The following is a 14,303-nucleotide window of genomic DNA, read 5'->3' as shown; positions in this document are numbered from 1 at the left end:
TGTGTTTGCTCCCTCAGGCATGCGCCACCACGGCGGGGATGCGAACCGGCTCGGGTCGTCCGGCACGCATCGTCATCACCACATTCCAGGCCATGATCAGCATGCCGCCCAGGTACAGCAGGCCGCCCAGCAGACGGATCACATAGAAGGGATAGGTGGCCTTGACGCTCTCGACAAAGGTGTAGACCAGGGTGCCGTCCGGATTGACCGCGCGCCACATCAGGCCCTGCATCACGCCGGCGATCCACATCGCGGCGATATAGAGCACGATGCCCAGGGTCGCGACCCAGAAGTGCAGCTCGATCGCGCGCTTGCTGAACATCTCGGTGCGGCCATACATGCGCGGGATCAGGTGGTACAGCGAGCCCATCGAGATCAGACCGACCCAGCCCAAGGCGCCGCTGTGCACATGGCCGACGGTCCAGTCGGTGTAGTGGGACAGCGCATTGACCGTCTTGATCGACATCATCGGACCCTCGAAGGTCGACATGCCGTAAAAGCTCAGCGAGACGATCAGGAACTTCAGGATCGGGTCGTCGCGCAGCTTGTGCCAGGCACCGCTCAGCGTCATGATGCCGTTGATCATGCCGCCCCAGCTGGGCGCCAGCAGCACCAGCGAGAACACCATGCCCACGCTCTGCGCCCAGTCCGGCAGCGCCGTGTAGTGCAGATGGTGCGGGCCCGCCCACATATAGGTGAAGATCAGTGCCCAGAAATGGACGATGGACAGGCGGTAGCTGTAGACCGGCCGGCCGGCCTGCTTGGGGATGTAGTAGTACATCATCCCGAGAAAGCCGGCGGTCAGGAAGAAGCCCACCGCGTTATGGCCGTACCACCACTGCACCATCGCGTCCTGCACGCCGGCATAGGCCGAGTAGCTCTTGGTCCAGCTGACCGGGATCGCCGCGCTATTGACCAGGTGCAGCAGGGCCACCGCGATGATGAAGGCGCCGAAGAACCAGTTCGCCACGTAGATGTGGCGCACCTTGCGCGTGCCCACCGTGCCGAAGAACACGACCGCGTAGCTGACCCAGACCACGGTGATCAGGATGTCGATCGGCCATTCCAGCTCGGCATACTCCTTGCCGCTGGTCATGCCCAGCGGCAGGGTGATGGCGGCCAGCACGATCACCAGCTGCCAGCCCCAGAAGGTCAGCCAGGCAAGACCTGGCGCGAACAGCCGCGTCTGGCCGGTGCGCTGCACCACGTGATAGGCGGTCGCGAACAGCGCGCAGCCGCCAAAGGCGAAGATCACCGCATTGGTGTGCAGCGGCCGCAAGCGGCCATAGCTGAGCCATGAGATGCCGAAGTTCAGCTCCGGCCAGGCCAGCTGCGCGGCGATGATGACGCCCACCAGCATGCCCACCACGCCCCACAGCACGGCGGCCAGCGCGAACGCCCGCACCACGCCGTCTTCGTAATGCGGCCCCGAAAGCCCGGCAGCCCTCGCCGGCGCGGCCGGCTGCGAAACACTAGCCATTGACATGCTTCTCGCTCCTGTCTTCCTCAGATGCAGAAAATTGTCTGCCCGCCAGCGCTCGGGAGGCTTGATCGCCATCAACCCCGGCCGCTTCCCCCTCGAAGATCCGTTCGCCTTCGCGTTCCAGATCGTCCAATTGCCCGTTATTGATCGCCCAGCCGAACAGGCCGACGATGCCCAGCACCAGCAGCACCGACATCGGGATCAAGAGATAAAGAATGTCCATCGTGTGGGCTGCCTCGTCAGCGTTTCAGGCGGTAGGCGTTCATCACCACCAGCAGCGAGCTGGCCGCCATGCCCAGGCCCGCCGCCCAGGGCGGCAGCAGGCCGGCCAGTGCCAGCGGAATGCAGATGGCGTTGTAGAGCGCCGCCCAGCCCAGGTTCTGCCGGATCACACGGCGGGTGCGCAGCGCCAGCGCGCGGGCCAGCGCCACATCGACCAGCCGGCCCGACAGCAGCACGCCATCGGCCTGCGCGCGCGCGATCAGCGCGCCCTGCCCCATCGCCAGGCTGACATCGGCACGCGCCAGCACCGGCGCATCGTTGATGCCGTCGCCCAGCATCAGCACGCGCCGGCCCTCGGCCTGCAGCCGCGCCACCGCCGCCAGCTTGTCCTCGGGGCTGGCGCCGCCCTGCGCCGCCGTGATGCCGGCCCGCGCCGCCATCGCCGCCGCGCGCTCGGGCGCATCGCCAGACAGCAGCAAGGTCCGCAGGCCCTGCTCGTGCAGCCGCGCGACCGCCTCGCGGGCATCGCCGCGCAAGACCTCGCCGAACTGCAGCAGCAGCATCGCCTCGCCGGGCCGGCCGAAGCACAGCTGGGCCTCGGGCAGGGGTGAGTCATTTGGCAAGACCTGCCCCCCGGCAATCCGATCCTCCGAAACCCAGGCCGGCGCGCCGAGACGCCAGACCTGGCCCCCGGCGTCCAGCGCCTGCAGGCCGCGCCCCGGCAGCTCCTGCACGTCGCACCAGTCAGCCGGCGCGGCAGTGGCCGCAGCAACCAGCGCACGCGCGAACACATGCTGGGAGTGCTGTGCCAGCGCGGCGGCCTCGGCGAGCAGCGCGCCGGGCTCGGCCGGCCAGCTCCGCAGCAAGGCCATGCCCTCCTCGGTCAAGGTGCCGGTCTTGTCCAGCACCACGGTGTCGACCAGGGCCAGCCGCTCCAGCATGTCCAGCCGCGCCAGCAGCATGCCGCGCCGCGCCAGCGCGGCCGCAGCGGCCAGCCAGGCCGAGGGCGCGGCCAGCGACAGCGCGCAGGGGCAGGTGACGATCAGCACCGAGACCGCCACCCAGACGGCGCGCTGCGGATCGATCTGGCTCCAGACCAGGGCCGCGCCGGCCGCCAGCGCCAGCACCGTCCACAGAAACGGGCCGGCCACCCGATCGGCCAGGCGCAGCTCGGCCGGGCGCTGGGTCAGGGCCTTGCGCATCAGGCGCACGATGGCGTCGAAGCGGGTGTCGGCGCCGACGCGCAAGACCCGCACGAGCAGCGAACCGCTCAGATTGATGCTGCCGGCCACGACCTCGTCGCCCACCGTCTTGGGCACCGGCCGCGACTCGCCGCTCAGCAGCGCCTCGTCGGCCTCGCTGCGGCCCTGCTCGATGCGGCCGTCGGCGGCAAAGGCCTGGCCGGCCGCGACACGCAGCAGATCGCCCACGCTCAGCTGGGCCGGGCTCAGCCGGCGACTGCTGCCGTCGGGCTCGATGCGCTCGACCCAGTCCGGCAGGCCGGCCGTGGCCCGCTCCAGCTCCTCGGCGACGCGGTGGCGGGCGCGCAGCTCCAGCCAGCGGCCGGCCAGCAAAAAGCAGACGAACATCGTCAGCGAGTCGAAATAGACCTCATGGCCGAACGGCCCGCTGGGATCGAAGGTGGCACCGCTGCTGGCCACAAAAGTCACGGCAATGCCCAGGCTCACCGGCACATCCATGCCCAGGCGGCGCTGACGCAACTGCTGCCAGGCGCTGCGGAAGAAGGGGCCGGCCGAGAACAGCAGCACCGGCAGGCTCAGCACCCAGGCGCCCCAGTTCAAGAGGCGCTGCAGATCGGCACTCATCTCGCCGGGCGCGGCCACATAGATGGGCCAGGCCAGCATCATCACCTGCATCATCAGAAAGCCGGCGACGAACAGACGCCACAGCGCGCGGCGCTGCTCGCGCTGGCGCAGCAGCCGTGCCGGCGCGGCGACATCGGGCTGGGCCTCGTAGCCGGCCCGGGCCACCGCGCGCAGCAGCTGGCTCAGCCGCACCTGCTGCGGATTCCAGCGCAGCTGCAACCGTTCGGCCGCCGCATGGACCTCGGCACCCCGCACACCGGGCTCGGCCAGCAAGGCGCGCTCGATGATGCCGGCACAGGCGGCGCAATGCATGCCGGCCAGCCGCAATTGCGAGGTGGCACTGTCCTCGCCGGCCCATTCGGTGAAAGCGGCCTGGGTCTCGCGCTGATCGATCACCTCCACGACGGATGCCGGCTGGGCAAAGCCGGCGGGCAGGGATTCGGTCAGGGTCGATGCGCTCATGGGTCGGCGTGTGTGCCTCTTGTCAGCCCATAATCTAGGAAGAACTGGCCTTCCTCGACATGACTTATATCAAGACAAGCGCAACTCTCCTACTGGTTCTCGCCCTGGGCCTGGCCCAGGCACAGGACAAGCCTCAGCAATTGCCGGTCACCCCGCTGACCGCGGGCATGCACCTGATCCAGGCCGAGGTGGCCCAGACTCAGGAGCAGCGCGCCATCGGCCTGATGCACCGGCCCAGCATGCCCACCAATGCCGGCATGCTCTTTGTCTTCGAAGAGGCCGGCGTGCAGTGCTTCTGGATGAAGAACACCTTGCTACCGCTCTCGATCGCCTTCGTCGCCGATGACGGCAGCATCGTCAACATCGCCGAGATGCAGGCCATGTCCGAGGCCTCGCACTGCTCGGCCAGGCCGGTGCGCTATGCGCTGGAGATGAACCAGGGCTGGTTCGCCAAGCGCGGCATCAAGGCCGGCGCCAAGCTCAAGGGCAAGCCCTGGCAGTGAGCCCCAAGCCCGGCCCCGGGGCCGGGCTGGCCGTCAGAGCAGCTCTTTGGGAATGTTGCCGCCGTTGTCGGCCAGCTTCTGCAGCACGGTCTTGTGCAGCCACATATTCATCTGGGTCGAGTCGCCCATCTTGTCGGCCGGGCAAGCCAGCTCGGTGGCCAGCTCCTTGCGCGCAGCCAGGCTGCTGTCCAAGCCCAGCAGCTTCATCAGGTCGACGATGGAGAGCTTCCAGTTGAGTTTTTCAGGGTTCTTGGCGGCCAGCGCTTCGAGCTGGGCCACCACATCTACCGCCGAGATCGCCACCGGGGCGGCCGGCGCCGCGGGCGCAGTGGCCGACGCAGCGGGGCCCGGGGCGGCCGGCTCGGCTGCAGCCGAGCCGAAACCGAGCTTGTCGAGAATCTTGCTGAACAGTCCCATCGCCACATCTCCCTGTAGACGCACCGCGACCCTCGCGATGACGACCCATCCTACAGGCAAGACCTGACCCGGACATGAAAAAAGCCGGTACAAGACCGGCTCATGCTCAAGGGCAGTGACGCTCAGGCGTAGTTGGCCTGCGCGAATTCCCAGTTGACCAGATGGTTCAGGAAGGCCTCGACGAACTTGGGACGCAGATTGCGGTAGTCGATGTAGTAGGCATGCTCCCACACGTCGACGGTCAGCAATGCTTTGTCAGCGCTGGTCAAAGGTGTACCGGCTGCGCCCGTGTTGACGATGTCCACCGAGCCATCGGCCTTCTTGACCAGCCAGGTCCAGCCGGAACCGAAGTTGCCGACCGCGCTCTTCGTGAAGGCTTCCTTGAAGGCATCCAGGCTGCCCCACTTGGCGTTGATCGCGTCGGCCAGCGCGCCGCTCGGTGCGCCGCCGCCCTGGGGCTTCATGCAGTTCCAGAAGAAGGTGTGGTTCCAGATCTGGGCCGCGTTGTTGTAGATGCCGCCGCTGGAGGTCTTGATGATCTCTTCCAGGGTCTTGGTCTCGAACTCGGTGCCCTTTTGCAGATTGTTCAGGTTCACCACATAGGCGTTGTGATGCTTGCCGTGGTGGAACTCCAGCGTCTCGGCGCTGTAGTGCGGGGCCAGGGCGTCCTTGGCATAGGGCAAGGCGGGCAAGGTATGTTCCATATCAACTCCTCTTCAAGCTATCGTTCGGGTGGATGATTTCAGTCCGGCTGCGATTGTAGGCAGCTTGGCTATGCCCTTGGCTTTGTGGCGAGTACCTGCAGCTGCGCCTCGCCGTCGGCCAGCACCGCGTGCACCTGGGTCTGCGGCTTCAGCTGCTGCACCGAGCTCAGCGCCCGCCCCTGGCCGTCGTCCAGCCAGGCGTAGCCGCGCGACAGCACGCGCTTGGGGTCCAGCGCCTGCAGCCGTGCCTGCAGGCTGTCCAGCCGCGCGGCATGGCGCTGCAGCAGGGTCTCGGCCGCCCGGCCGCGACGCTCCTGCAGCCGATCCAGCGACTGGGTGTGCCGCTCCACCGTCCGAGGCAAGGCCTGACCCCAGCGCTGGGCCAGCAGGGCGAGGCGGCGATGCTGCTGCTGCAAGGCCTCGGTCGGCCGGGCCAGGCGCAGCGCCGCGCGGTCCAGGCGCTGGGCGGCGGCGTCCAGGCGCTGGTCCATGCGGCGCCTCAGCGCGCCCGCCAGCGCCTGCAGCCGGGCCAGCTCGCCGGCCTGGGCCGGCGCGGCCAGCTCGGCGGCGGCGGTGGGGGTGGGAGCGCGCAGGTCGGCGGCCAGATCGCACAGGGTCACATCGGTCTCATGGCCGACGCCGCAGACCAGCGGCAGGTCCGACTCGGCCACCGCCCGCACCACCCGCTCGTCATTGAAGGCCCACAGGTCTTCCAGCGAGCCGCCGCCACGGCACAGCAGCAGCACATCGACCTCGGCGCGCGCATTCGCCGTCAGCACGGCCTGGACCAGGGCCGGCGGCGCCTCGGCGCCCTGCACCGGGCTCGGGTAGATGACGACCTCCACCTGCGGCGCACGGCGGCGCAGCGCCGTCAGCACATCATGCAGGGCGGCGCCGGCGGTCGAGGTGATCACGCCGATGCGGCGCGGGAAGGCCGGCAGCGGGCGCTTGCGCTCCGGCGCGAAAAAGCCCAGCGCCTCCAGCTGGGCCTTCAGGCGCAGGAACTGCTCATACAGCGCGCCGGCGCCGGCGCGGCGCATGCTCTCGACGACAAACTGCAGCTCGCCGCGCGGCTCATACAGGGTCAGCCGGCCGCGCAGCTCGACCAGCTGGCCGTCGCCGGGCGCGAAGTCCAGCAGCGCGGTGGCACGGCGAAACATCGCACAGCGCAGCAGCGCGCTCTGCCCCTCGGCGTCCTTCAGGCTGAAATAGCAGTGCCCGCTGGCCGCCCGCGTGAAGCCCGAGATTTCGCCCTGCACGACACAGACCGCAAAGCGGGTCTGCAAGGCATCGGAGACCGCATGCAGCAGGGCCGCGACCCCCCAGACCATGCGGCGTGGCGCGGCTTGGAGGGCATCAATCATGCGCAAACCCAAGGCTGGCGCGGGGGTAGAACTCCACAGCCGCGCCGAATGGGGCCTGGCGGCCTATCCGGCGCGTCACGGATTTGACACACGCGCATAAACGCTTGTTTTTCAAGTGTTTTTTCATGCCTAAAAATTGAGCAATTTATCCAAGCCCTTGATTTTTCGGGCCTCGGCGGGCCACCGGGCCAGCTTGCCCACAAAGTTATCCACAGCGAAAGTGGACTGTTTGGATGTGCGGGCAAGACCTGACGCCGAGACTGCCGAAGCGGGCCCGCCTTCGGGCCATAATCGCGCGCATCGCGGCGGGCCGGTTGACGGTCGGCCCTGTCTTCTCAAGAGGGAGCGCCTTTGTTTTCGATCATACAAGCCGCCGGCTGGCCGATCTGGCCCCTGCTCCTGTGCTCCGTCGTGGCACTGACCCTGGTCATCGAGCGGCTGACCAGCCTGCGCAGCGCGCGCATCGCGCCGCCGACCCTGCTCGATGAGGTGCTCAGCGTCACCAACCAGCACCTGCCCAGCGCCGAGGTGGTCAACAAGCTGGCCGAGAACTCGGTGCTGGGCCAGCTGCTGGCCAGCGGGCTGCGTGCGGTGATCGCCGATCCGCGCATTCCCGATGCCAGGCTGCGCCAGACCTTCGAGCTGGCCGGCCGGTCTGCCATCCACAAGCTCGAACGCTATCTGAACACGCTGGGCACGATCGCGACGGCCGCGCCTCTGCTGGGCCTGCTGGGCACGGTGGTCGGCATGATAGAGATCTTCGGCAGCCAGAGCCCGAGCGGCGCCAACCCCGCACAGCTGGCCCACGGCATCTCGATCGCGCTCTACAACACCGCCTTCGGCCTGATCATCGCGATCCCCTCGCTGATGTGCTACCGCTACTTCCGCGGCCTGGTCGAGGTCTATGTGCTGGAGCTGGAGCAGGCCAGCGAGCGCTTCATGAACCATCTGACGCGCTTCACCCAGGCCGCCCCGGCACAGCCGGCGGTGCGCAGCGGCAAATGAAGTTCCGCCAGCGCAAGGCCGACGAGCCCGAGATCAATCTGATCCCCTTCATCGACGTGTTGTTGGTGATCCTGATCTTTCTGATGCTGTCGACCACCTATTCCCGCTTCACCGAGCTGCAGGTCACGCTGCCGACGGCCAATGCCGACAAGCTGCAGGAGCGGCCGCGCGAGATCATCGTCGCCATTTCGGCCGACGGCCGCTATGCGGTGAACCGCCAGGCCGTCGAGGGCCGCACGCCCGAGCTGCTGGCCGCCGCGCTGCAACAGGCCAGCGCCGGCCAGCCCGAGACCATGATCATCATCTCGGCCGATGCCAACGCGGCCCACCAGGCCGTCGTCAACGTGATGGACGCGGCCCGCCGCGCCGGGCTCAACCGCCTGACCTTTGCCGCCCAGGGCGACGCCGCGAAGTAGCCCGATGAGCCTCGCCGAGCGCCTGCAGCGGGCCTGGCAAGAAGGTGGGCCGTTGGCCCAGGCCTTGCGCCCGCTGGGCTGGATCTACGGGCTGCTGATCGAGATCCGCGCCCTGCTCTACCGGCTCGGCCTGCGGCGTGCCGAGGCCCTGCCGGTGCCGGTCATCGTGGTCGGCAACTGGATCGTCGGCGGGGCCGGCAAGACCCCCACGACGCTCGCCCTGCTGCGGCTGCTGCAGGCCCAGGGCCTGGCGGCCGGCGTGATCTCGCGCGGCTATGGCCGCGACAACGACGAGCTGCGGCTGGTGGACCGCGCCAGCACGGCCGCCGAGGTCGGCGACGAGCCACTGCTGATCCATCTGCGCAGCGGCGCGCCGGTGGCCGTGGGCCGCGACCGGGTGGCCGCAGCCCGCGCGCTGCTGGCCGCGCGGCCCGAGCTGCGCCTGCTGATCAGCGACGACGGGCTGCAGCACTGGCGGCTGCCGAGGCGCTTGAGCGTGCTGGTGTTCGACGAGCGCGGCCTGGGCAATGGCCGGCTGCTGCCGGCCGGGCCGCTGCGCCAGCGCCGGACCATGAGTGCCGAGCCCAGCCTGGTGCTGTATAACGCCGGCGCGCCCAGCACCGCGCTGCCCGGCCATCTGGCGCGGCGCCAGCTGGCCGGCGCCGTGGAGCTGGCGGCCTGGTGGCAGGGTGCGGCGGCCGATCCGCTGGCCTGGCAAGGCCTGCGCGGCCGCCCGGTGCTGGCGGCCGCCGGCCTGGCGCAGCCGGAGCGCTTCTTCACGATGCTGCGCGCCCAGGGGCTGGATGTGCTGCCCCTGCCCCTGCCCGACCACCATGACTTCAGCACGCTGCCCTGGCCGGCCGACACCGCCGAGGTCTTGCTGACCGAGAAGGACGCGGTCAAGCTGCGGCCCGAGCAGCTGGGCCGCACCCGGGTCTGGGTGGTGGCGCTAGACTTCAGGCCCGACGACTCCTTTGAGCGCGCGCTGCAGCAAGCCTTGCAGGCGCTGCCGAGATAACGATAGCTATGGACATCCGATTGCTGGAAATGCTGGTCTGCCCGATTTGCAAAGGGCCTCTGGAGCATCAGCGCAGCGGTGACGGCAGCCGCGAGCTGATCTGCCATGCCGACCGCCTGGCCTTCCCGGTGCGCGACGGCATCCCGGTGATGCTGGAGAGCGAGGCCCGGGTGCTGGACGCACCGCAATGAGCGAGGGCTTCACCGTCATCGTGCCGGCCCGGCTGGCCTCGACCCGCCTGCCCAACAAGCCGCTGGCCGATATCGGCGGCCTGCCGATGATTGTGCGGGTCGCGCAGCGCGCAGCGCTGTCGCAGGCCCGCGCGGTGGTGGTCGCAAGCGACGCGCCCGAGGTGCTGGCGGCCTGCCAGGCCCATGGCGTGCGTGCGCTGCTGACCCGGGCCGACCATGCCTCGGGCAGCGACCGGCTGGCCGAAGCCTGCGAGCAGCTGGGGCTGGACGGCAGCGATCTGGTCGTCAATGTGCAGGGCGACGAGCCGCTGATCGCGCCGGCCATGATCAATGCCTGCGCCGCGCTGCTGCGCGAGCGCGCAGACTGCGTGATGAGCACGGTGGCCCATGCGCTGGACGACACGGACCAAGGCCGGGCCGAGTTCGCCAACCCGAATGTGGTCAAGCTGGTGACCGATGCACGCGGCACGGCGCTGTATTTCTCGCGCGCGCCGATCCCCTGCTGGCGCGACGGCTCGGGCCCCCGACCCGGCTCGGCGCTGCGCCATGTCGGCCTGTACGCCTACCAGGCCGGCTTTCTGCGCCGCTTCCCGGGCCTGGCGGCCAGCCCGCTGGAGCAGATCGAGTCGCTGGAGCAGCTGCGCGTGCTCTGGCATGGCGAGCGCATCGCGGTGCACATCAGCGCCGAGCGCCCGGGGCCGGGTGTCGATACGCCCGAGGATCTGGCGCGGGTGCGCGCCCTGGTCACAGCCGGCGCCTGAGTTACAAGGGCGTGACAAGCGCGTCCCGCGTCAGCGGGGCGTAGGCCCCGCCATGCTATCCTCGCCCGCAGTTTGCAAGGGCGACTTCCTTCACGGCAGGCCGCCCTTTCCATTGAAAATCGAGGAGACCCCGTGCGACTGATTCTTCTTGGCGCCCCCGGCGCTGGCAAAGGCACCCAAGCCGCTTTCATCTGCCAAAAGTTCGGCATCCCGCAGATTTCCACCGGCGATATGCTGCGTGCCGCGGTCAAGGCCGGCACCGAAATGGGGCTTGCCGCCAAGAAGGTGATGGATGCGGGCGCCCTGGTCGGCGACGACATCATCATCGGCCTGGTCAAGGAGCGCATTGCGCAAGCCGACTGCGCCAAGGGCTTTCTGTTCGACGGCTTCCCGCGCACCATCCCGCAGGCCGATGCCATGAAGGCCGCCGGCGTCAAGCTCGACTTCGTGCTGGAGATCGATGTGCCGCACAGCGCCATCATCGAGCGCATGAGCGGCCGCCGCGTCCATGTGGCCTCGGGCCGCACCTATCACGTCAAGTTCAACCCGCCCAAGGTCGAAGGCAAGGATGACGCCACCGGCGAGGACCTGATCCTGCGCGAGGACGACAAGGAAGAAACCGTCAAGAAGCGACTGGACGTCTACCAGGCGCAGACCCGCCCGCTGGTCGACTACTACTCGCAGTGGGCAGCCTCGGGCGACGCCAACGCGCCGCAGTACCGCCGCATCGAAGGCCTGGGCTCGGTCGACGAGATCACCGCACGCGCGCTGGCCGCGCTCGGCTGAAGCTGCAAACCAGATCCGACAAAGCCGCTGTTCAGCGGCTTTTTCTTGATCGACAATTGACGTTTACGTCAACGTAATCCAAACAGGAGACTTTATGGACATCGCAGGCAAGGTATTCATCGTGACCGGCGGCGCGTCGGGCCTGGGCGAAGGCACGGCCCGCATGCTGGCGCGCGAAGGCGCGATGGTCGTGATCGCCGATCTGCAGGTCGAGCGCGGCGAAGCCCTGGCCAAGGAGCTGCACGGCGCCTTCGTCAAGGCCGATGTCAGCCAGGAGGCCGATGGCCAGGCCGTCGTCGTCAAGGCGGTCGCGATGGGCAAGCTGATGGGCCTGGTCAACTGCGCCGGCATCGCACCGGCCGCCAAGACGGTGGGCAAGGAAGGCGCCCATGCGCTGGCCTTGTTCAGCAAGGTCGTGACCGTCAATCTGATCGGCAGCTTCAATATGATCCGCCTGGCCGCCGAGGCCATGAGCAAGAACGAGCCCGAGAGCACCGGCGAGCGCGGCGTGCTGATCTCGACCGCGTCGGTCGCTGCCTATGACGGCCAGATCGGCCAGGCGGCCTATGCGGCCTCCAAGGGCGGCGTGGTCGGCATGACCCTGCCGATCGCCCGCGATCTGGCGCGCAACGGCATCCGCAATATGACCATCGCCCCGGGCATCTTCGGTACGCCGATGCTGTTCGGCATGCCGCAGGAGGTGCAGGACGCACTGGCCGCCGGCGTGCCCTTCCCGTCCCGCCTGGGCACGCCTGAGGACTATGCCAAGCTGGTGCACCAGATCGTCACCAATGAGATGCTCAACGGCGAGGTGATACGCCTGGACGGCGCGATCCGGCTGGCGCCGAAGTAAGCCGCGCGCTCGACCAAAAGGAAACGGCCTCCGAAGAGGCCGTTTGTCATGCAGGCTGGTTCATGCAGCCGTGCAGGCCTTACTTCTTGGCACTGCGCGAATGGATGGTCCACAGGCGTGCCAGTTCGGCCGCACCGTCATTGCCCTTGACGCCGCGCCAGGCGGTCTGGGCCTTGGCGATGTCACCGGCCGTGAACAGGGCCAGGCCCTGATACAGCTTGGCATCGTCGGGGCGCTTCAGATTGCCCTTGGCGATGCCGGCCTCGACCAGCTTCAGGCCATGGGCGGCCTCGCCACGGAAGACCTGGGCCAGGCCCAGCGCGACCAGGGCGTCGCCTTCCTTGGCCGCTTCGGCGGCCTGCTCGGCGCTGGCCTGGGCAGCCTTGGCCTCGCCGATGCGCTTGACCATCAGGTCCAGCAGACGCTTGTGGCGCGCACCTTCGGCGCCCTGACCCAGCACATTGGCGGCCAGACCCTTTTCGACGACCTGCTTGCCCTCTTCCGGATAGCCGGCCTGGGCCGCCAGCTGGGCCATCTCCATATAGTCGTTGGCATCGCGCATATTGCCGGTCGCCAGCTTCAGACGGAACACGTCCAGACCGAAGCGCGGCGAGAAGCCCCGCTTCTGCGGCAGGCCGCCGAGGATCTGGGCCCACAGCTCCTTGCGCGGGTAGTAGTTCAGCAGCTTCTCGGTGGCCAGGGACTCGGTGGTGGCGTCGTTCTTCTTCTGCGCCGCGTAGAGCAGCAGATTGAGCTTGTCCTGCGACGGCGCCTTGCCGGCGCGCTCGTCGGCCTGCACTTCGGCCAGCGTGTCCTTCAGCACGGCCGTCATATCGCCCGACTTGAACTGCGCCTGCTGCTGCACCGTCTTCATCGTGCCGCTAGCACCGCCGGCTGCGAAGTACTTGTTGGCCCACTCCAGCGCCTTCGGCGCATTGTTGGCGCGCAGATAGGTGCCGGCCACGGCCTCCATATACTGCAGCTGCTGCGCAGCGGCCAGGCGGGGCTTCAGCACTTCGAAGGCGCGGGCCATCGAGTCGGGATCGTTGGCACCCATCGCGGCCGAGAAGCGCGTGCCCTCGATCGCATTGTTCTCGGCGGCGGTGCGGCCGGACACGCCTTCGGCGTCGCGCAGCTTGGCCAGCGCTTCCTTGTGCTTGCCGCTCTTGATCAGCGCAGCCGCATCCTTCAGGTGCTTGCCCACCTCGGGGCGCACCGACTCCGCCTGGGCTGCGGCGCTGGCGAAACCCAGCTCGCCCTGCGGAGCGCTGCCGAACACAAAGGCCGCCGTGCCGACAGCGACGCTGGCGAGGGTCTTGAACTTCATCATTGCATTCTCCTAAGAAAAAAACGCGCCGCCCTTGCGGGCAGCGCGTTCGTTCGATCATGCCTGCATCAGTCGATGAACTGCTCGTTGCCGACCATGCCCATCTTCTTGACGCCGAGCCGCTGAGCCGCCGCCATCACCGCCGCCACATTGCCGTACTCGACCAGCTTGTTGGGCTTGATGTGGATCTCGGACTGGTCCGGCTCCGCTGCGATCTCGGCCAGCTTGGCCTCGACGGCCGCATGATTGGCCAGCGCCACGCCATCCCAGCTGACCGTGCCGTCGAAGTCGATGAAGACCTCGTGCACCACCGGCTCCTTGGTCGGCGGCGGCGGGTTGCCCGCCGGCATGTCCAGGTTCACCGAGTGCAGCTGGATCGGGATGGTGATGATCAGCATCACCAGCAGCACCAGCATCACATCGATCAGCGGCGTGGTGTTGACGTCCAGCATCACCTCGGGTTCGTCACCACCGGACGAGCTGCCTACATTCATTCCCATGCTCTAGCTCCTCGCCTCAACCACCGCGCGCCGGAGGCTCGGTGACGAAGCTGATCTTCACGATGCCCGCGCGCTGGCAGGCCACCATCACGCGCCCCACCGATTCGTAGCGCGACTTCTCGTCGCCACGGATATGCACTTCGGGCTGCGGGTCAAGCACCGACACCTTCTTCAGTCGCGCCACCAGCGCTTCGCTGTCCGGCACCAGAGCGGTGTTCCAGTAGACGTCGCCGTCCTTGGTCACCGCCAGCTCGATATTTTCCGGCTTGGTCACGCGCACGACATTGGTCTCTTTGGGCAGAGACAAGGTCACCGATTGCGTCACCACCGGAATGGTGATGAGGAAGATGATCAACAGCACCAACATCACGTCCACGAGGGGCGTGGTGTTGATGGTCGAGACCACTTCGTCATCGCCGGAAGAGGATCCGACGTTCATGCCCATGATTAATGCTCCGGGTCGAA

Annotated in this window: 17 protein-coding genes; 8 read left to right on the top strand and 9 right to left on the bottom strand. The window is 68.0% G+C overall.

The genetic code is table 11. From position 1 onward, the window contains the following. Window positions 1-13: 13 nt before the first annotated feature. The 3 genes from ccoN to ABGI63_RS22985 are packed head-to-tail and all read right to left on the bottom strand — an operon-like array spanning window position 14 to window position 3,993. Entirely contained in the window at window positions 14-1,480 is a 1,467-nt protein-coding gene (gene ccoN / locus ABGI63_RS22995) for a cytochrome-c oxidase, cbb3-type subunit I (protein WP_349744881.1), read from the bottom strand. Further along, window positions 1,473-1,706: a cbb3-type cytochrome oxidase assembly protein CcoS gene (ccoS, locus tag ABGI63_RS22990; protein WP_137942226.1), complete on the bottom strand. Its 234-nt coding sequence runs from the start codon at window positions 1,704-1,706 to the stop codon at window positions 1,473-1,475. Before ccoS ends, ccoN begins: the two co-directional genes overlap by 8 nt. A gap of 16 nt (window positions 1,707-1,722) precedes the next feature. Then, complete coding sequence (locus tag ABGI63_RS22985; protein WP_349744879.1) at window positions 1,723-3,993, bottom strand: heavy metal translocating P-type ATPase; 2,271 nt, start codon at window positions 3,991-3,993, stop codon at window positions 1,723-1,725. Window positions 3,994-4,052: 59 nt separating this feature from the next. Here ABGI63_RS22985 and ABGI63_RS22980 point away from each other — a divergent pair, with 59 nt between their 5' ends. Beyond that, the gene (locus ABGI63_RS22980; RefSeq protein ID WP_349744877.1) at window positions 4,053-4,496 is read left to right on the top strand and encodes a DUF192 domain-containing protein; all 444 of its coding nucleotides are present in this window, start codon (window positions 4,053-4,055) and stop codon (window positions 4,494-4,496) included. Window positions 4,497-4,529: 33 nt separating this feature from the next. Here ABGI63_RS22980 and ABGI63_RS22975 read toward each other — a convergent pair whose 3' ends face one another. The 3 genes from ABGI63_RS22975 to xseA all read right to left on the bottom strand — a co-directional run bounded on the left by ABGI63_RS22975 (window position 4,530) and on the right by xseA (window position 6,981). Next, the gene (locus ABGI63_RS22975) at window positions 4,530-4,913 is read right to left on the bottom strand and encodes a DUF3597 domain-containing protein (protein WP_349744875.1); all 384 of its coding nucleotides are present in this window, start codon (window positions 4,911-4,913) and stop codon (window positions 4,530-4,532) included. Between the two features lie 122 nt (window positions 4,914-5,035). Beyond that, a complete protein-coding gene (locus ABGI63_RS22970) occupies window positions 5,036-5,617 on the bottom strand; it encodes a superoxide dismutase (RefSeq protein WP_349744873.1) in 582 nt (193 codons plus the stop codon). Window positions 5,618-5,685: 68 nt separating this feature from the next. Next, a complete protein-coding gene (xseA, locus tag ABGI63_RS22965; protein WP_349744871.1) occupies window positions 5,686-6,981 on the bottom strand; it encodes an exodeoxyribonuclease VII large subunit in 1,296 nt (431 codons plus the stop codon). Window positions 6,982-7,332: 351 nt separating this feature from the next. Here xseA and ABGI63_RS22960 point away from each other — a divergent pair, with 351 nt between their 5' ends. The 7 genes from ABGI63_RS22960 to ABGI63_RS22930 all read left to right on the top strand — a co-directional run bounded on the left by ABGI63_RS22960 (window position 7,333) and on the right by ABGI63_RS22930 (window position 12,011). Then, window positions 7,333-7,986, top strand: coding sequence for a MotA/TolQ/ExbB proton channel family protein (locus tag ABGI63_RS22960; protein ID WP_349744870.1), 654 nt, complete (start codon window positions 7,333-7,335; stop codon window positions 7,984-7,986). Then, window positions 7,983-8,402, top strand: coding sequence for an ExbD/TolR family protein (locus tag ABGI63_RS22955; protein ID WP_349744869.1), 420 nt, complete (start codon window positions 7,983-7,985; stop codon window positions 8,400-8,402). Before ABGI63_RS22960 ends, ABGI63_RS22955 begins: the two co-directional genes overlap by 4 nt. A 4-nt stretch (window positions 8,403-8,406) precedes the next feature. Continuing rightward, window positions 8,407-9,420 (top strand): tetraacyldisaccharide 4'-kinase, encoded by a 1,014-nt coding sequence (lpxK, locus tag ABGI63_RS22950; protein WP_349744868.1) that lies wholly within the window; start codon window positions 8,407-8,409, stop codon window positions 9,418-9,420. 8 nt (window positions 9,421-9,428) lie between these two features. Continuing rightward, the gene (locus ABGI63_RS22945) at window positions 9,429-9,611 is read left to right on the top strand and encodes a Trm112 family protein (RefSeq protein ID WP_349744866.1); all 183 of its coding nucleotides are present in this window, start codon (window positions 9,429-9,431) and stop codon (window positions 9,609-9,611) included. Next, window positions 9,608-10,372: a 3-deoxy-manno-octulosonate cytidylyltransferase gene (kdsB, locus tag ABGI63_RS22940; RefSeq protein ID WP_349744864.1), complete on the top strand. Its 765-nt coding sequence runs from the start codon at window positions 9,608-9,610 to the stop codon at window positions 10,370-10,372. The genes ABGI63_RS22945 and kdsB overlap by 4 nt, the downstream gene beginning before the upstream one ends. A gap of 132 nt (window positions 10,373-10,504) precedes the next feature. Beyond that, window positions 10,505-11,158 carry an adenylate kinase gene (adk, locus tag ABGI63_RS22935; RefSeq protein ID WP_349744863.1) on the top strand — a complete coding sequence of 218 codons (654 nt, stop codon included), beginning with the start codon at window positions 10,505-10,507 and terminating at the stop codon, window positions 11,156-11,158. A 94-nt stretch (window positions 11,159-11,252) separates the two neighbouring features. Beyond that, window positions 11,253-12,011: a 3-hydroxyacyl-CoA dehydrogenase gene (locus tag ABGI63_RS22930; RefSeq protein WP_349744862.1), complete on the top strand. Its 759-nt coding sequence runs from the start codon at window positions 11,253-11,255 to the stop codon at window positions 12,009-12,011. Window positions 12,012-12,090: 79 nt separating this feature from the next. Here the strand turns inward: ABGI63_RS22930 and ABGI63_RS22925 are convergent, their stop codons facing one another. The 3 genes from ABGI63_RS22925 to ABGI63_RS22915 form a co-directional block, all read right to left on the bottom strand. After that, window positions 12,091-13,338, bottom strand: coding sequence for a hypothetical protein (locus ABGI63_RS22925; RefSeq protein ID WP_349744861.1), 1,248 nt, complete (start codon window positions 13,336-13,338; stop codon window positions 12,091-12,093). A 68-nt stretch (window positions 13,339-13,406) separates the two neighbouring features. Further along, window positions 13,407-13,838, bottom strand: coding sequence for an ExbD/TolR family protein (locus ABGI63_RS22920; RefSeq protein ID WP_137942212.1), 432 nt, complete (start codon window positions 13,836-13,838; stop codon window positions 13,407-13,409). A 16-nt stretch (window positions 13,839-13,854) separates the two neighbouring features. Next, window positions 13,855-14,283 (bottom strand): ExbD/TolR family protein, encoded by a 429-nt coding sequence (locus ABGI63_RS22915; protein WP_137942211.1) that lies wholly within the window; start codon window positions 14,281-14,283, stop codon window positions 13,855-13,857. Window positions 14,284-14,303: the final 20 nt, after the last annotated feature.

Origin of the sequence: Roseateles cavernae (assembly GCF_040187885.1) — a bacterium.
Classification (GTDB): Bacteria; Pseudomonadota; Gammaproteobacteria; order Burkholderiales; family Burkholderiaceae_C; genus Roseateles_E; species Roseateles_E cavernae.
The sequence above is the reverse complement of the archived record's forward strand: the minus strand, read 5'-3'. Positions and strand labels throughout refer to the sequence as shown.